The 16,917-nt window shown below is 49.5% G+C and carries 17 protein-coding genes; all 17 read right to left on the minus strand.

The window, feature by feature from the left end:
* Positions 1-33 precede the first annotated feature (33 nt).
* Positions 34-2,076 (minus strand): glycoside hydrolase family 13 protein, encoded by a 2,043-nt coding sequence (locus ACZM6M_RS15105; protein WP_178275182.1) that lies wholly within the window; start codon positions 2,074-2,076, stop codon positions 34-36.
* A gap of 487 nt (positions 2,077-2,563) precedes the next feature.
* Complete coding sequence (gene ftsH / locus ACZM6M_RS15110) at positions 2,564-4,390, minus strand: ATP-dependent zinc metalloprotease FtsH (protein WP_337434224.1); 1,827 nt, start codon at positions 4,388-4,390, stop codon at positions 2,564-2,566.
* A 52-nt stretch (positions 4,391-4,442) separates the two neighbouring features.
* Complete coding sequence (gene hpt / locus ACZM6M_RS15115) at positions 4,443-4,973, minus strand: hypoxanthine phosphoribosyltransferase (protein ID WP_066545123.1); 531 nt, start codon at positions 4,971-4,973, stop codon at positions 4,443-4,445.
* Positions 4,974-4,990: 17 nt separating this feature from the next.
* The gene (tilS, locus tag ACZM6M_RS15120; protein WP_418926326.1) at positions 4,991-6,433 is read right to left on the minus strand and encodes a tRNA lysidine(34) synthetase TilS; all 1,443 of its coding nucleotides are present in this window, start codon (positions 6,431-6,433) and stop codon (positions 4,991-4,993) included.
* Between the two features lie 12 nt (positions 6,434-6,445).
* On the minus strand, positions 6,446-7,861 hold the full coding sequence (locus tag ACZM6M_RS15125; RefSeq protein WP_489490535.1) for a SpoIIE family protein phosphatase: 1,416 nt from the start codon (positions 7,859-7,861) through the stop codon (positions 6,446-6,448).
* Between the two features lie 141 nt (positions 7,862-8,002).
* Positions 8,003-8,320, minus strand: a complete 318-nt coding sequence (locus ACZM6M_RS15130) for a septum formation initiator (protein WP_066545126.1) — start codon at positions 8,318-8,320, stop codon at positions 8,003-8,005.
* Positions 8,321-8,344: 24 nt separating this feature from the next.
* Entirely contained in the window at positions 8,345-8,689 is a 345-nt protein-coding gene (gene yabQ / locus ACZM6M_RS15135) for a spore cortex biosynthesis protein YabQ (RefSeq protein ID WP_066545127.1), read from the minus strand.
* Positions 8,690-8,705: 16 nt separating this feature from the next.
* A complete protein-coding gene (yabP, locus tag ACZM6M_RS15140; protein WP_066545128.1) occupies positions 8,706-8,993 on the minus strand; it encodes a sporulation protein YabP in 288 nt (95 codons plus the stop codon).
* 113 nt (positions 8,994-9,106) lie between these two features.
* Entirely contained in the window at positions 9,107-9,346 is a 240-nt protein-coding gene (locus ACZM6M_RS15145) for an RNA-binding S4 domain-containing protein (RefSeq protein WP_066545130.1), read from the minus strand.
* A 3-nt stretch (positions 9,347-9,349) separates the two neighbouring features.
* Positions 9,350-9,625 (minus strand): HU family DNA-binding protein, encoded by a 276-nt coding sequence (locus tag ACZM6M_RS15150; protein WP_066545132.1) that lies wholly within the window; start codon positions 9,623-9,625, stop codon positions 9,350-9,352.
* Between the two features lie 143 nt (positions 9,626-9,768).
* Positions 9,769-10,392, minus strand: a complete 624-nt coding sequence (locus tag ACZM6M_RS15155; RefSeq protein WP_178275156.1) for a V-type ATP synthase subunit D — start codon at positions 10,390-10,392, stop codon at positions 9,769-9,771.
* Positions 10,393-10,403: 11 nt separating this feature from the next.
* Positions 10,404-11,780 (minus strand): V-type ATP synthase subunit B, encoded by a 1,377-nt coding sequence (locus ACZM6M_RS15160; RefSeq protein WP_418762296.1) that lies wholly within the window; start codon positions 11,778-11,780, stop codon positions 10,404-10,406.
* An 11-nt stretch (positions 11,781-11,791) separates the two neighbouring features.
* On the minus strand, positions 11,792-13,558 hold the full coding sequence (locus ACZM6M_RS15165) for a V-type ATP synthase subunit A (protein WP_178275157.1): 1,767 nt from the start codon (positions 13,556-13,558) through the stop codon (positions 11,792-11,794).
* Positions 13,559-14,140: a V-type ATP synthase subunit E gene (locus ACZM6M_RS15170; protein ID WP_489490536.1), complete on the minus strand. Its 582-nt coding sequence runs from the start codon at positions 14,138-14,140 to the stop codon at positions 13,559-13,561. It abuts the gene before it with no gap.
* A gap of 47 nt (positions 14,141-14,187) precedes the next feature.
* Positions 14,188-14,496 (minus strand): V-type ATP synthase subunit F, encoded by a 309-nt coding sequence (locus tag ACZM6M_RS15175; protein ID WP_066545146.1) that lies wholly within the window; start codon positions 14,494-14,496, stop codon positions 14,188-14,190.
* Positions 14,496-14,936: an ATPase gene (locus ACZM6M_RS15180; protein WP_178275159.1), complete on the minus strand. Its 441-nt coding sequence runs from the start codon at positions 14,934-14,936 to the stop codon at positions 14,496-14,498. The genes ACZM6M_RS15175 and ACZM6M_RS15180 overlap by 1 nt, the downstream gene beginning before the upstream one ends.
* A gap of 38 nt (positions 14,937-14,974) precedes the next feature.
* Positions 14,975-16,909 carry a V-type ATPase 116kDa subunit family protein gene (locus ACZM6M_RS15185; protein ID WP_178275160.1) on the minus strand — a complete coding sequence of 645 codons (1,935 nt, stop codon included), beginning with the start codon at positions 16,907-16,909 and terminating at the stop codon, positions 14,975-14,977.
* Positions 16,910-16,917: the final 8 nt, after the last annotated feature.

A 16,917-nucleotide genomic window follows, 5' to 3' on the forward strand; every position in this document is an offset into this window, starting at 1 on the left:
ATTCCTTTACCTCAGATACAACCTGATCCAGCTTTAAAGCACTTCCTCCCCACCCACAAACCGCGACTCGATCACCGGATAAAACGCCTCTGGCCGGGACACGAAGACAGCGCCACCATATGGCGGCATGATAACTTTCAACATCCCATTTTCCACACGGTAAAACACGATTCCTGCGTTATACCCATCCTCAAAGGTCAAGATCGGCCTTCCAAGGATCATATCATCCGTAATCCCCAGCTGCCATACAGGGATCTCCATCACAGCCGGTTCCGGGCGGTTGGATATCACGGTAATGGTCTGGTGATCCCCGCTCATTCTTCCGTAGGCGATCTGATGCCGTCCTGCAAAAAGAGGCTTCAGCGCGCCTTTGCGCAGCGCCGGAATCCGCTTGTGGATTCCGGTCATATACCGGTGAAATTCAATCAGCTCCAGATCCTCCTTCCCCCAGGGATAGGTTCTTCTGCTGTCAGGGTCTGTCCATCCGCAGACGCCTGCTTCATCACCGTAATACAGAGTCGGAGCTCCGGGCCAGGTCATCTGGATGACTACAGCCTCCCTGAGAACCGGCTTTTTCACATGCTCCGAGGCACGCTCCGGCCCCATATTCCCCAAACGTCCTACAATCTGGTTCGTCCGGGTAAGAAAGCGGGAATGGTCGTGGTTGGAAAGCTGGTTCATGGCCGTAAAAATCGTATTTGTCTGCATCCGGCTCATGTGGTAATTCATTGCTCTGAAAAACGCCTCTCCATCGCCGTAAAGAGCGCCGTTATAACCGTCGCTGTGCTTCTCCATCCCTGTCAAAAACCAGGTCACGGGCTCCATAAACGCATCATAATTCATAATGGAATCCCACTGATCCCCCTGAAGCCAGCTGGCGGGATCGCCATAGTGCTCCGCCAGGATCAGAACCTCCGGATTTACTTCCTTTACAGCCTTTCGAAACATCTGCCAGAACGTATGGTTATACTCTGCCGTATGCCCCAGGTCAGCCGCCACATCCAGACGCCAGCCGTCTACGCTGTAAGGCGGGGAAATCCATTTTTTTGCCACATTTAAAATGTATTTTACCAGCTTTTCAGAACCCTCATAATTAAGCTTGGGCAGCGTATCATGACCCCACCAGCCGTCATACGTCCTGTTTCTTGGCCATGCTTCATCACTGTCGTCGTGAAACTGGAAAAAGCTGTGGTACGGACTGTCCTTGGTAAGATATGCTCCCGGCTCATAATCTCCGGAACGCTCGTAAATCTCCTCCGCATCCAGCCATTTATTAAAGGAACCGCAGTGGTTAAACACACCATCCAGAATCACCTTCATTCCCCGTCTGTGGATCTCCTCAACCAGCTCCGCAAACAGGGCGTCGCTGGCTTCCAGATTTTCTCTGGCTGCCGCACGGGTCACATACCGCTCCGCCTGTCGGTTGTCCGTTCCATTTTTATCCACCAGCTTTCCTCCGTCTTTGACAATCCGGCCAAAATGAGGATCAATGTGCTCATAATCCTGGCAGTCATACTTATGGTTAGACGGCGATACAAAAACAGGGTTCAGATAAATAGCCTCCACTCCCAGGCTCTGTATATAATCCAGCTTGTCCCCGACACCTTTTAAATCTCCGCCGTAAAAGCAGCCTACATCCATGGTAGACGGATTTCTCCCCCAGTCTTTTACCCGGTATACAGGCTTTCCGATATATACATATTCCATAGATTCCACATCATTGTCCGGATCTCCATTGCAGAAGCGGTCTGTAAAAATCTGGTACATCACTGCTCCCTTAGCCCAGTCAGGCGTATAAAATCCCGGTGTGATTTTGAAATCAAATTCCGGATCTGACTCATCCACCGGACCCAAACGGTTATACAGGCAGATCTCCTTATTCTTTTTCACTTTAAAATGATAAAGCACTTGATCGGAAGCTACTACGATCTCGTGCTCATAATAATCAAAATATGGATCAGAAGCTGTCTTCTTCATAACAGCCTCCTTCTCCCCTTCTATATAATATACCTGATCCGCGTCCGCTTTTGCGGTACGCAGCCGCAGACGTACCCGTTCCCCTTCTTTCGGCTCCATAGGGCTGCGGTAATCCTCTGTTTCTGCTGAAAACAGCGCCTCCCGATTGATCTTATTTGTTCCCTCTTCTTTCACAATGAATTCCTTACCTTTTCATAATGATTCATAATATTTTGAATTAGCATCTCTATTGTATCTGAATTTACTTAAATATACAAGGAAAATCCCGCAATCCGGTGAATGTCCCACGCGCACAAAGCCCGGATTTTCCTCATTGTTTTTATAAAGTGAAAAGCCTGGCGGGGTAGCCAGGCTTTTCAGGAGAAGGTATTTCGTTTCTTATGGGGTGTAGCAAAAACTATATAATGTATTGGGGGGGTTACGTCTATTATAATAGCACAGGCGGAGAAAAAAGTGTGCACAAACATGCATTTTTTTCTCCGCCCTTTACAGTCAAAATAACGATTGAATTTCGCAAATACGAATCAAGCTCCGTTTTTATGCTCAAAACGTTTCTGTTTTTTCTCAAACAAATGAAATCTAGCCTTTATGCCTTTACTTCAGTCTCAGCAAAAAGACCCTCAAACTCATCCTGTCCGATCTTTTCCTTCTCGATCAGAAGAGCCGCACAGGAATGAAGCACATCCTCATGGTCGCAGATGATCTGCTTTGCCTTTGCATAGCATTCGTCTACAATCCTCTTTACTTCCTCGTCAATGACATCTGCAATTCCATTTCCATAAGACTTGGTATGCGCCAGATCACGGCCGATAAATACCTCATCCTCATCACTGCCGTACTGGATCATTCCCACACGTTCGGACATACCGTACTGGGTCACCATAGCTCTTGCCAGCTGAGTGGCCTGCTTGATATCCTGAGAAGCGCCGGTTGTCACATCCTTAAAGATCAGCTCCTCTGCAATGCGTCCGCCCAGATCCACCATGATGCTCTGAAGCATACGGCCTCTGGTGTTGAACATCTCATCCTTTTCCGGAAGAGGCATGGTGTAGCCTGCAGCCCCCATACCGGTAGGGATAATGGAAACCGTATGAACCGGCCCCACATCCGGAAGCACATGGAACAGGATCGCGTGGCCTGCCTCATGGTAAGCTGTGATCTTTTTATCCTTTTCGGAAATAACCTTGCTCCTTTTTTCAGCTCCGATCCCCACCTTTACAAAAGCCCGGTCAATATCATTTTGACGGATAAAACGGCGGTTTTCTCTTGCAGAAAGGATTGCTGCCTCATTCATCAGGTTTTCCAGATCCGCGCCTGTAAAGCCGGAGGTCGTCTGAGCTACCCGGTGCAGATCCACGTCCTCTCCCAGGGGCTTTTCCTTGGAATGAACCTTTAAGATCTCTTCCCTTCCCTTTACATCCGGCCGTCCCACAGCAACCTTGCGGTCAAACCGGCCGGGACGCAGGATTGCAGGATCCAGGATATCTACACGGTTGGTAGCCGCCATGACAATAATTCCCTCGTTGATCCCAAAACCATCCATCTCTACCAGAAGCTGGTTTAAGGTCTGCTCTCTCTCATCATGGCCTCCGCCCATACCGGTTCCTCTGCGGCGGGCTACTGCATCGATCTCGTCGATAAATACAATACAGGGAGCATTCTTCTTAGCTTCTTCAAAAAGGTCGCGGACACGGGATGCACCCACACCTACAAACATTTCCACAAAATCAGAACCGGAAATAGAGAAAAACGGAACTCCAGCTTCTCCGGCTACTGCCTTGGCAAGAAGGGTTTTTCCTGTTCCCGGAGGGCCTACAAGAAGAAGTCCCTTGGGGATCCTGGCCCCCACGCTAGTATATTTCTGAGGATTCTTCAGGAAATCAACTACTTCTTCCAGTTCTTCCTTCTCCTCCTCAAGTCCTGCTACCCGTGAAAAGTTCACTTTGCTGTCACGGCTGAGCCTTGCGCGGCTTCTGCCGAAATTCATCATTCTGGCATTTGCTCCGTTTCCGGCCGCCCCGCGGTTCATCATCGTAATAATCACAATTACCACAACAATAGAAAGGAGAAACGGCATCACAACAGTAAGCATGGTATTTTCCTGCGGTACGCCTTCTACTGCATAATCAATGTTGCGGTCCCTGAGCAGCTGTTCTGCTTCCTTTACATCCGAAACGTTCTGACGGGCGATCCGGTCTCCCTCCAGAGTCAGGGTTACTGTACCCGTAGGTGCCTGGGGATTCTGGCTGATTACCGCCTCCTCTACCTTTTCCGTATCGAGAACCTGTAAAAACTCCTGATAAGTAAGCCTGTCTCCTGCCCCTGCCGTAGACGTAAATTTAAACGCAAAGGCCAGCAGTACCAGCATCATAATGAGAAATACAAATCCTCTGAATGTCTGCTGCTGTCTCAATGTCTGCCTCCTTCAATCAAATGATGTAATACTCTGTACATACCAAAGGACATCAGTCCTCCTGCTCTACTACTCCGATGTAGGGCAGATTTCTGTACTTCTGGTCAAAATCCAGACCGTATCCCACTACGAACTCATCCGGAATGGTAAAACAGGTATAGTCTACCTTTACCTGCTTCTTCACACGTCGCTCCGGCTTGTCAAGAAGGGTGCACAGACGGATATCCGCCGGGCCTCTCTGTTTTAATACCTCGATCAGATATGCCAGTGTCTGGCCGGAATCAATAATATCCTCCACAATGAGAACATGTTTCCCCTCCAGCGGCTCATCCAGATCCTTGATGATACGCACTACACCGCTGGATACAGTGCCTGAGCCGTAGCTGGATACAGACATAAAGTCCATGGATACGGGAATGGTCAGTCTCTTGGCCAGTTCACAGGTAAAGAACACGCCTCCCTTTAAAATACAGATCAGATGGACGTGCTTTCCCTCATAATCTCTGTTAATAAGCTCTGCTACCTCATTGATTCTCTCGTCTACTTCCTTCTCTGTGAGCAATACGCGGATCTTATCTGCCATGATTTTATCCTCCGTTTTTAATCTTTTCTTTTTGCAGGCAGCTTCCTTTCCTCACTGTCGGGAAGTTCTGCCTGAAATACTCTTTTTGTCGCTTCGTCTATCTTGTAATCGCTGCTGATGCGGTATCCGATAACCCACATCACACGGTTTCCATCTGCCAGAACAGGAATCCGGTCACGAAGCTCAGAAGGGATTTTTTCATCGATCATATACCTTCTGAGAGGCTTGTGAACCCCTGGCGAAAGGGCCAGCTCATCTCCCGGCTGTCTGGTCCTGATGACGGGCGTACCCTTTATTTTATCACAGTCAAACCATTTCGTATACATATTTTTAGGAATTGAAAGGCCTTTTTTGTAAGAAAATACAGTAAAAACCGGCTTTGGAAGAAAATCCAGCCCTTCTGATGCCCCCTCTTTCTCCCTGTTCTTCCCAGAAAATGCCTTTATTCCCCCAATCCGTATCCCCCCATATTCTCTCCTGGCCTCAAGACCATACGGAAGATCGATCCGGCGTCCTGGCTGCCGGTCAAACAGCTCCGCAGCAGCCTGACCGTGAACCAGTCCCAGATCCTTTGATGAACCAGCCAGCTCCTTTAAAACCTCCATCACTGCGTACAGCTGTAAAATGGCATCGGCCTCTTTGAACGGTTTTTCCGGCAGAAAAATGCTCCTGGTTCCATTATTCTCATCCAACGCCCATATCTCAAGCCACCGTCCTGCCTGCTGCCTTAAATAGCTGTCCGCCATTGCCGCCAGCTTTCCCATGCGCAGGATATTGGCCCCGGCTCCGGGATTGATCCGTTTCTCCACCGCCGGAAGGATCTCCCTGCGGATGCGGTTTCTGGTATAATGGTCTGTATGATTGGTGGAATCCTCCTTCCATGAAAACCCTCTCTCCCTCAGGTATTCCCGTATTTCTTCTCCGCTTACATCCAAAAGAGGACGGATCACATTTCCACGCACATAAGGCATCCCCTTTAACCCTCCCAGGCCGCTGCCGCGAAACAGGTTATGTAAAATGGTTTCTGCCTGATCCCCGCTGTGATGGGCCACTGCTGTTTTCACGGAGGAGGTGCCTGCCCCTGGCTCCTCTGATTCCCACTTTTTTCCTTCTGACTCAAAGCTTTCATACCGCAGGATACGACCTGCCTCCTCTTCTGAAATCCCCTCTCTGTCCGCCAGTCCCCTTACATCTGCATAAATAAGGGAAAAAGGCACGGAAAGCTCCCGGCAGAGTTCCTCTGCAAACCGGCTGTCCCGGTCCGCCTCCTCTCCCCGCAGCCCATGATGGACATGAACGGCCCTCAGCCGGATTCCCAGAATATCTCTCAACTGAACCAGGATCCGCAGCAGGCATACCGAATCTGCACCGCCGGACAACGCCGCCATCACCCGGTCTCCCGGCTTCACCATATGATGCTCTTTTATCGTCTTTCTGACCCGTTCTGTCAGCTTATCCATTGTCTTCTCTTTCTACTCCTTTTTCCAGATTCCTGCTGTAAGCACGGTCATATCATCTCTGGCTCCCGGCACGAAGGAAAGGGCAAATTCCAAAATCCGTTCTGCCATCTCCTGGGGCGGCATAAAGTCCAGACTTTCCAGAAACTGGCACATAGCCTGCTCCTTATCCTCTCCCGGAAGGGCATCTAACACCCCGTCTGTCACCATGATAATGTGATCCCCATCCCACAGCTTTCTGGACAGCATCACCGGCTCCGCTTCACTTAAAATCCCTGCCGGAACCTGCCCTGCTTCCAAAACCTCTGCCCCCTCCTGTCCCAGCACAAAGGTAGGCGCTGCCCCCAGCTTCATAACATCCAGCACTCCTGTGTACAGATCCACGCAGCTCATGTCCAGAGCCGCCGGATGCTGCTCCGTTCCTGCCAGTAAAAGCACGGCATTTACCAGCTTAAAGGCTGCTCTGGGTCCAAAACCTGTTTCCAAAAGATTTTCCGTCAGTTCTACCACTTGTCCGCTTTCCTCACAGGCCGGCTCACCGCAGCCCATGCCGTCGCAGAGACTGATCATGGCCTGACTTCCCGGACTTTCGCAGAAGGTATAATTATCCCCGGAACACCGTTCCCCCTGCTTCGGCACTCTGGCTGCCCCGTAAAGGAGCTGATACTCCCCATCCTCCTCAAAACGCACGGTTCCGCTCTGTCTTGTGATAATGCTGCGGCTGTCCTTTGCAGGGTTCCACCTCGTCCCGGGGATCACCTCGCTCATAAGCTCTGAGGCATCCTTTGCAGTCATGCACCGTCCGTTGGTGGTGCGGGCTGTAACATAAGCCTCTCTTCTTCCGCTTTCATACTCCAGGATGAGCATATTTTCCACTGCCACATGGCACCTGCGGAACAGCTTTTTCATTATGTATCCATATTCCTCCGTTATATCTGCCGCCTGATCGATCTGATGAGAAAATTCTCCCAGGATCAGGGACAGCTCGCGAAACTGGGATACCACTGCGTCACGGCTTTCCAGAAAACGGTTCTTCCAGGACAGATTCATGGCAGCACGGGCCAGACTGCGGTTTAACTGGGCCAGATAATCCTCTTTTTTGCGGCAGCCGGCCAGAAAAGGGCGGGGCATATCCTCCTTTTCGATCTGTCCTTTCTGTTCAAATGCCCGGAGAAGATAATACAGATAATAACTGTCCTCCCGCTCACTCTCTGCATAAATACCGCATTGGCTGCAGTCCTGGCACACCATGGATGCGGAAGTCTGCATAGCAGCCAGCCCGTCATCTCTTGTCAGGCTTCCTGTCTTGTGCATCCCCTCGTCAAAAGCTTTTGCCAACCGCTCCATGGATCTTGCCATATCCTCCAATTTCCTGGCTGTATAATAATTTACATCTGATCTGCTTCTTACTTCCCGTCTTCCCGACAACAAAAAAATCCCTCCAATCTGCGCTGACGGACTTCCAATACCAAAAAGCCCGCCTCTTATCCAGTATACGCAGACCGGAGAGGAAATATCTGTCATATTCAGTTAAAGGGTGCAAAAATCCTTCGACCCCATTCGACACACGGCTTACTGTCTGGGCTTTAAAAGGATCTCATCCGGATTTACCAGACCCAGCTTTTCCTTTGCTACTTCTTCTGCATACTGCTTGGTCTGTACATAAATTTTGTATTCCTCAAGCTCTCTGGTCCTGTTTTCCTCATCCTGGACCTGACGGGCCAAATCCGCTTCCTTCTGTCTGTAATCCAGGTCTGCCTGCTTTAAAGAAGCCCCTTTTGCATTTACAGCCACAGCAAGAGAAATGACTACCATAGTTATACCTATGATTGCCATCCGATTTTCCCATTTGCCGCGTCTTAAACGCTTTGACCTCCCATAATATGCCATCCCTGTTCTCCTGACTCCCGCTCTCTATGATCCGGAATTATCCTTTCTTGTTATTTTAAACCATCTGCTAAACTTTTTCAAGCACCGGAAGAAGATACGGCTCACAAAACGATCATATGCCGCCATACCTAAAAATACACCTGCTACGGCATAAAACCGAAAGCTTCCGTCATTCTGTTCATACAGCAGCATAAATACGGCTCCTCCAGCATAGATCCAGTAAAAAAAATCTTCCATTCCCATAAAAAGGGAATTATGATGGATCAAAAGGCGCAGCAGCCTTAGGCTGTCATAGACGATCATAAGCCATCCTCCCATAACCAGGCTCAAGCCTGTAAGAAGAAGCTCATAGCGGATACGCTCGCTCATCTGCCCCCACCTCCTATCACTTAAAGAGGCGGGCAAACAAGGATTCTCCCGACCGCCGCAATGCTTCATTGGAACTGTAGGCAAAGCTTTCCACCGTTCCGTCCAGATCTACCTCTCCCTTTTCCAGAGTCAGACGGTTCACATGGAGATCCTTTCCCCGAATCGTCAAAAGTCCCATATCGGTATCCAGCACCACCTCATTTTCATCAAAGGACACACAGTCTGATACTCCGGTAATTCCGGCAGTCTTGCGATCCTGAATGGTGATCCGGTGGGGCCGGATGCTGCCAAGCGTTTCTTCCATACAAAAACCTCCCCATATATTCAGTTTAAGGGCAGTCCCTAAACCTAATATATGGGGAGGCGGGCCATTGTATGCCACAGCCTGTTCCGAACCCCGGCCATCAGACCTTTGACCTACAGATAACGGAACAGTTCCTTTGCTTCATCCTTTTTTACAGTTTCCTGTACATCCAGAACCTCAGCTCTTACAGCCTTTGCTCCGAACTGGATCTCGATAATATCGCCTGTTTTTACATTTAAGGACGCCTTAGCCGGTTTATCATTGACCAGGACGCGTCCTGCGTCGCAGGCTTCATTGGCTACAGTCCTGCGCTTGATCAGGCGGGAAACCTTAAGAAACTTGTCAAGTCTCATGAATTATTTATTAACCTCATCCTTTAATGCCTTGCCGGCCTTAAACTTTGGTGTCTTGGAAGCTGCGATGGTCATAGCCTCGCCTGTCTTGGGGTTTCTTCCCTCTCTTGCAGGTCTCTCAGCAACCTCAAAGTTACCAAATCCAACTAACTGTACCTTGCCGCCGTTTACTAACTCCTCAGTTACAACATCTGTGAACGCTTTAACTGCCTTCTCAGCATCCTTCTTGGAAATCTCTGCCTTCTCAGCAACTGCTGCGATAAACTCTGTCTTATTCATCAATTTTTCCTCCTAGATGACGGGAGTCCTGAAATGAAAGCGCCGCCCGGCGCAGACCCGTTTTAAACAGTCCTTCAGGAATCCGCTTCTTTCGATAATGTCAGTTTTTACCTTATCATTTATATCTGTTTTGTTCAGATTTGTCAAGGTTTTTCAGCCTTCATCCGCTTTATTACTTTAAGTCTTGTAAATTCCTCTCTTTCCTTCTCCTCAAGGGCATTGGAAATGGTTCTGGAAAGCGCTTCATAATGGGGAATTGTGATGTTTTTTAAGGCATTGGCGCGCTTCTGGGTTTTCTTGATGGAATTAGCCAGGCGATAGGCAGAATTTTCCACCATGGAAAGCTTGATCGTAAGCTCCTTCACCCGTTCAAAGTGCTGTCTGGCAATGTCCAGGGACTCTGAAGTGTTATTAAAACCGTAAGCCACCTTCATAGGCCCCTGTTCATGACGCACCAGAGGGATTTCCGTTCCCATAATACTTCGTGCCTTGATCCCTACACCGTCATCTACAGGCATGGACATGCCGATCTCCTGGACATAGTTGATCCCAAGCTCAATATTCGCTTCCTGGAGAGCCTGGTAAGCAGCCGTAAACACAGCGTCGATCTCCGACTGGATTCCCTTTGCCTCATCAATTAACCCCATCAGCTCCCGGATCAGAATATTTCTCTTTTTATCCATAAGACCATAGCCCATAGTGGCAAGCTTCAGGGAATTTTTAGCCGCGATCAGATTTCCTTTGGTGGGAAATGTATTCGGATCCATGCTGCGTCACCTCACCTTTTCTCGTAAAACTGATCCAGAACCTTTGTATCAATACGGTCCAGTTCCTCTCTCGGAAGCATACGAAGAAGCTCCCAGCCGATATCCAGGGTTTCTGTCATGAAACGGTTCTCATAGTGGGTCTGGCCGATAAAACGGCTCTCAAACTCCCGTCCGAATTCCAGATACTTTTTATCGAGAGGCGACAGCTCGTCCTCACCGATTACAGAAGCCAGCGCTCTTGCGTCTCCCACCTTGGCATAGCAGGAGAAAAGCTGGTTTGCCACATCCTGATGATCTGCCCTGGTATAGCCCTCTCCGATGCCGTCCTTCATCAGACGGGACAGGGACGGAAGAACGCTGATGGGCGGATATACAGACTGGCTGTTTAACTGCCGGTCCAAAACGATCTGCCCTTCTGTGATATATCCCGTCAGGTCAGGGATGGGATGGGTAATATCATCATTGGGCATAGTCAAAATAGGGATCTGAGTCACAGAGCCGTGACGGCCTGCCACAATCCCCGCTCTCTCGTAAAGAGAAGCCAGATCACTGTAGAGGTAGCCTGGGAATCCCTTTCTGGAAGGGATCTCACCCTTGGATGAGGAAACCTCACGCAGCGCCTCCGCATAGGAGGTCATATCCGTCAGGATAACCAGAATATGCATCCCCTTCTCATAGGCCAGGTATTCTGCCAGAGTCAGGGCGATCTTGGGAGTGATCAGCCTCTCTACCACCGGATCGTTTGCCAGATTGATAAACATGGCAACGTGCTCGGAAACGCCGCTCTCCTCAAAGGTTCTGCGGAAGAAATCCGCCACGTCATGCTTTACGCCCATAGCTCCGAAAACAATGGCAAAGGACTCATCCGAACCTTCTCCCAGAGACGCCTGCTGTACGATCTGGGCTGCCAGCTGGTCATGGGGAAGGCCGTTTCCTGAAAAGATCGGCAGCTTCTGTCCCCGGATTAGGGTCGTAAGCCCGTCAATGGCGGAGATGCCTGTGCGGATGTAGTTTCTGGGATATTCTCTGGAAACGGGATTTAAGGGCTGTCCGTTGATATCCAGACGCACATCGGAAATAATGTCTCCCAACCCGTCAATGGGTTCTCCGATTCCGTTAAAGGTCCGTCCCAGCATCTCCTCAGACACGGCAATCTCCATAGGATGTCCCGTAAGCCTTGTATGGGTATTCCGCAGAGCCATACCGTCTGTCCCCTCAAAAACCTGAATAATTGCCTTATCTCCATATATTTCGATAATACGGCCGATCTTTTTCGTGTTTCCGGCTACGGTCATTTCCACGATCTCATCATATGCCGCATTCTGAACGCCCTCCAGAACCACCAGAGGGCCATTGATCTCACTTAAACCTAAATATTCAACTGCCATCTGAATCCTCCTTATGCGTTGCGCTCCACTACATTTTCATAGAACCGGTCTACCTGGGTCTTATACTCGTCAAACAGATCCAGACGGTCATTAGGTACATCGTACTTGATGGAAATGATACGGTCAAAAATAGGATCCTCCTTTAGGACGGACATTGGCATACCCATGGAAATCAGGGTCTTTGACTTCTTGTACAAATATAAAATAATCTCCATCATCTTAAACTGCTTCTTAAGGGGTACAGAGGTATCCTCTTTATGGAAGGCATTCTGCTGCAGAAAGCCCAGACGGATCACTCTGGCAATCTCCAGAACCAGCTTCTGATCATCCGGCAGAACATCAGAACCAATCAGCTTTACAATCTCCATCAGGCTGCTCTCCTGTGTCAGAAGAGCCATGAGACGGTTGCGGTAATCTACAAACTTCTGGTCTACGTTGTCCATATACCAGGAGGACAAATCATTTACATACTCGGAATAGCTGGTAAGCCAATGGATCGCCGGAAAATGCCTTGCATAGGAAAGACTCTTATCCAGTCCCCAGAAGCAGCGCACAAAACGCTTGGTGTTCTGGGTCACAGGCTCGGAGAAATCGCCACCCTGGGGTGACACAGCTCCGATAATCGTTACAGAGCCTTCTGTTCCGTTTAAATTGCGCATCATGCCTGCTCTCTCATAAAAAGCAGACAGACGGGATGCCAGGTAAGCCGGGAATCCCTCCTCTGCAGGCATCTCCTCCAGACGGCCGGACAGCTCTCTGAGCGCCTCAGCCCACCGGGAGGTAGAATCGGCCATAATAGCCACATGATATCCCATATCCCTGTAATACTCAGCCAGGGTCAATCCGGCGTACAGGCTTGCCTCACGAGCCGCCACAGGCATATTGGAAGTATTGGCGATCAGTGTGGTGCGGTCCATCAGAGGATTTCCGCTCTTTGGATCGATCAGTTCTGAAAACTCCTCCAATACCTGAGTCATCTCATTTCCGCGCTCGCCGCAGCCGATATAGATGATCACATCTGCATCGGACCACTTGGCGATCTGATGCTGTGTCATTGTCTTTCCGGTTCCGAAACCGCCGGGAATGGCAGCCGTACCTCCCTTTGCCAGAGGGAACATGGTATCCAGGATACGCTGTCCCGTAATCAGAGGGCGGGTAGCCGCAAAACGCTTGGCAGCGGGCCTTGGCACACGGATGGGCCACTTCTGGGTCATGGTCAGCTCCTTCTCAGAACCGTCCATCAGCTGAACTTTTACAAGCATATCATTGATCGTATACGATCCGTCTGGAACCACGTCAATGACATAGCCCTCCATGTCCGGCGGAACCATGACCTTGTGTACGATCGCTCTTGTCTCCGGCACCTCTGCAATGATGGTTCCCGGCATCAGCCGTTCGCCCTTTTTCACTGTAATATGTGTATCCCATTTTTTGGAAGTATCCAGCGAGTCCACACTGATGCCCCGGCTGATGGAGTAACCGCTGTGCTCTGCGATCTTGCTTAAGGGTCGCTCAATTCCATCAAAAATATTACTTAGAATACCCGGAGCAAGGGTAACGGACACAGGCGCTCCCGTCCCGGTGACAACCTCTCCCGGCTTTAAGCCGCTGGTCTCCTCATAGACCTGGATCGTTGTCTTTTGTGAGGTAAGTCCGATGACTTCGCCTACCAGATTTTCCTTTCCAACGTACACCATTTCGTTCATCTGGAAACCGGGATCTCCCTCCAGAGAAACCACAGGGCCGTTGATGCCGTAGATCACACCTGTCTTCGTCATTTACTTACCTCCCAAATGAAATGTAAAATCATGTCTGGCTTCCTTTAACTTGGTGTCAAAGGAATGATCGATCAGAACATGCTTGGACGGGACCACAGCCCGGATCCCCCCGCTGAAGGAATACTCGCTGATCTTTACCGTCACGTTATTGTGGAGAGCCAGTCTGCGGGCCTTATCCTCATCAGAGGGATCCATATAAACGATCAGCGCCTCATCTCCTGCGAATTCCTTAGCGCTCCGGATCTGCCGTTCCAGAAGCTCCTGATACTCTCTTGTTTCCATAAAATTCGCCAGCATATCCTTTACTTCCACGAACAGCTTATCCTTAAGCTCCTCCTGTCTGTGGCTTATTTCACGCTTTAAATCCAGCTGTCCGATGGAAAGCTTTTTATTTTTTTCACGCTCCAGCTTTTCCTTCTGGGCCTCCTCCTGCATGGCAGCCCTGCGCTCTGCCTCTGCCTTATGCTCCCCAAAGGCCGCGTCCAGAGCCCGGACGCAGTCATCCAGCATACGGGCGCTTTTTTCTCTGGCATCTGTCATGCAGATTTCCTGAAAATGCTTCAGTTTTTCTTCTGTTGTCATGCGATTCACCTGCTTTCTCTGAAAAAATGTGCCTGGGCGGCTGCGCCCTACAGCTTCAGTCCAATGGCTTCGTTTACATAAGAGGTGATAAAGTCCGGCTTGCGGCCGGTACCATGGCGATCCGGGATCTCCACGATCAATGGAAGCCTGCGTTCCAGCTTTACATTATCGATGATCTCCGGAAATTCCCTGCCGAACTTCTCTGTCAGCAGGATAATGCCTATATCCTTATCGGCCAGGACCTTATCCAGTTCCTGTTTCAGTTCCTCCCTCTCATGTACCACAGCCCCTTCAACACCTGCCAGCCTCATGCCGGTCCAGGTGTCGATGTTGTCGCTGATCAGATACATTTTCATTACAGCTTACCAAGGATCATAAAGGAAATGATCAGACCGTACAGACACACACCTTCGGCAAGACCTACGAAGATTAAGGATTTACCAAGAATCGAGCTGTCCTCACTGATAGCTCCTAACGCTGCGCTGGCTGCAGCAGATACTGCAATACCGCCGCCCAGACAGGAAAGACCGGTTGCAAGAGCTGCAGATAAGTAACCCATACCGGCTGCAGATGACGCTGAACCGACTGCGGAAGCCGCTTCCTCTGCCGCAAATGCATTTCCGTTAAACATCAGTACAGCCGCGATCACCATGGTGCCGAAGAAAAGAAACAGATTTGCTCCCAGAGCTGTCTTATAGCGTCCCTTTGTCTTCTCTCCTGCCGCAAATGCTCCAAAGGGAACTCCGATACTTAAAATAAGTGCTGCGCTCAATGTGATCTTAACTAATAAACTCATAATTTTGTTCTCCTTATATTGTAATTTTTTACATTTTCCTATCTTCCATAAGGCTCAAATGCCCGTCCGCTGCCCCGGTAGAAACGGCTGAACAGCTCATAATACTCCAGACGAAGCACCTGGATCCCCACGATCAGTCCCTCCATACCGCAGACAAAGAGGTTGCCGCCGATGACGATGCCCCAGTTGGGATCTCCCGCCTCAGCGCCAGCAAGCATCAGCACCACCTGCATCATGGCTGCATGGCTCACTGCAAAGGCGCCCACACGAACAAAAGAAAGTGTGTTGGAAAAATAGCTTAAAAGCACTTCAAAGAGCTCGAAAATACCCTGAGTGATAAACATTCCCACACCGCCGGATATCTTCTCGGATTTCTTTTCCACCATAGCTGTCAGAGGCTCCTTAAAGAATATCACAGCCAGAGGGATCACAAACATAATAACCAGAACAATCGTAGCAGGAAGGGCTTTTCCGCTCATATACAGCACGATCACGCTTGCCAGAGCCGCATAAAAGACAAGGCCCGCAGCGCCGTTCGTATCAAACCAGAGTTTTTCCGTATCATGGACTCTGGCGCTGTTTATGATATTGAGGATCATGCACAAAAGAATAATACCCATACCGATCGCAATAGCAACCACAAACACGGTGTTCAGACGGCCGATAAAGGGCAGGTCTGTCATTGCCTCCTGAGGACGCAGCCATATGGCGTCTATGATATCCTCAAAACCGAAGATGCTGCCGAAAAGGAAGCCGAAAATCGTTGAGAAGAAGCCACAGCAGGAAATAATTCCCGCCAGACGCACCTTCTTAAATCGATACAAAAGAAAGCCTCCTATGAGAAGACAGAGTCCCTGTCCCGCATCTCCAAACATAAATCCAAACAGAATGGAATAAGTAATCCCAATGAGGATCGTCGGGTCGATCTCATTGTAGGAAGGAAGTCCATACATCTCCACATACATTTCAAAGGGCTTAAACAGTCCCGGATTCTTCATCTTGGTCGGAGGGGTGCTGGTAATATTTCCCCGGTTGTCCTCTACAATACAGAAGGTATTCTCATCCCCCTCAATTTCCTTTCTGAGGGCTCTGGCGTCGCTTTCGGACATCCAGCCGCAGAGAATATAGAAGTTATTGGAATTGTGCATGGTGCAGGCTGCCAGCTTGCGCACGTCAAAATTGATCCCGAAGCGCTCCAGCCGCATCCATGCTTTTGTAAGCTCTTCTTTTTTATCCTCCAGAATCGTCTTTACCGCCTGTTCTGCCTCTAACTTCTCGGCCTCCAATGCCTGGATCTTTTCTTCCAGAACATGCTCTGCCTCCAGCGGCGTGCCTTCATATTCATCCGGCAGGAACACACGCTCAAAATGCATAGAAGCATAGATCGCGTCGATTTTTTCCGACAGCTTGTCCGGTACAAAATATACAAACCAGACATATTCTGAATCCTCCAGACACTTAAACATAACGGTGTCTATTGTATCATATACATAATTATTGATCTTATCATAATACTCTCTGGTAACGCGTCCGAAGCGGAACTTGATAAACTTAAAGCCCAGGATCTCCCGCAGGCTGTAGTTCAGCTCCGTAAAGGGAGCCACCCGATCCTTGGACTTTTTCAATGCCTCGATCTGGATCAAAAGCTCCTCTCTGCGGTCTGTCAGTTCCTTTAACTCTTCACTTAAGCGCTCCACAAAAGCGGACGCCTCCTGAATGTCTGGCAGAGTTTCCTCTCCGGACCGTTTTACCTCCGGCAGCTGTCCTCCAAACCGCTCCATCAGGCTTCTGGCCATGGCCAGCTGATCCCTGTACGGATTAACTTCAATATACGGTCTTAAGTTTTTTACCGTTTTCAGCTCAGAAAGAGCATTTTCCAGGTGGATCTCATATCGGGACAGATAGGTATCCGCCACCCGGTCAATATCCTCTCTGGGGCCGGTAATACTTAAGAACTTCATCTTTTCGATCACGTTTTAAA

Source organism: Enterocloster sp., from assembly GCF_057861365.1.

What these genes read in the sequence shown, in the direction of transcription:
- ACZM6M_RS15105 (WP_178275182.1), bottom strand. Translation starts at nt 2,076, where the DNA reads ATGGAGCCGAAAGAAGGGGAACGGGTACGTCTGCGGCTGCGTACCGCA.
- hpt (WP_066545123.1), bottom strand. Translation starts at nt 4,973, where the DNA reads ATGGCAGATAAGATCCGCGTATTGCTCACAGAGAAGGAAGTAGACGAG.
- tilS (WP_418926326.1), bottom strand. Translation starts at nt 6,433, where the DNA reads ATGGATAAGCTGACAGAACGGGTCAGAAAGACGATAAAAGAGCATCAT.
- ACZM6M_RS15130 (WP_066545126.1), bottom strand. Translation starts at nt 8,320, where the DNA reads ATGGCATATTATGGGAGGTCAAAGCGTTTAAGACGCGGCAAATGGGAA.
- yabQ (WP_066545127.1), bottom strand. Translation starts at nt 8,689, where the DNA reads ATGAGCGAGCGTATCCGCTATGAGCTTCTTCTTACAGGCTTGAGCCTG.
- yabP (WP_066545128.1), bottom strand. Translation starts at nt 8,993, where the DNA reads ATGGAAGAAACGCTTGGCAGCATCCGGCCCCACCGGATCACCATTCAG.
- ACZM6M_RS15145 (WP_066545130.1), bottom strand. Translation starts at nt 9,346, where the DNA reads ATGAGACTTGACAAGTTTCTTAAGGTTTCCCGCCTGATCAAGCGCAGG.
- ACZM6M_RS15150 (WP_066545132.1), bottom strand. Translation starts at nt 9,625, where the DNA reads ATGAATAAGACAGAGTTTATCGCAGCAGTTGCTGAGAAGGCAGAGATT.
- ACZM6M_RS15155 (WP_178275156.1), bottom strand. Translation starts at nt 10,392, where the DNA reads ATGGATCCGAATACATTTCCCACCAAAGGAAATCTGATCGCGGCTAAA.
- ACZM6M_RS15160 (WP_418762296.1), bottom strand. Translation starts at nt 11,780, where the DNA reads ATGGCAGTTGAATATTTAGGTTTAAGTGAGATCAATGGCCCTCTGGTG.
- ACZM6M_RS15165 (WP_178275157.1), bottom strand. Translation starts at nt 13,558, where the DNA reads ATGACGAAGACAGGTGTGATCTACGGCATCAACGGCCCTGTGGTTTCT.
- ACZM6M_RS15170 (WP_489490536.1), bottom strand. Translation starts at nt 14,140, where the DNA reads ATGACAACAGAAGAAAAACTGAAGCATTTTCAGGAAATCTGCATGACA.
- ACZM6M_RS15175 (WP_066545146.1), bottom strand. Translation starts at nt 14,496, where the DNA reads ATGAAAATGTATCTGATCAGCGACAACATCGACACCTGGACCGGCATG.
- ACZM6M_RS15180 (WP_178275159.1), bottom strand. Translation starts at nt 14,936, where the DNA reads ATGAGTTTATTAGTTAAGATCACATTGAGCGCAGCACTTATTTTAAGT.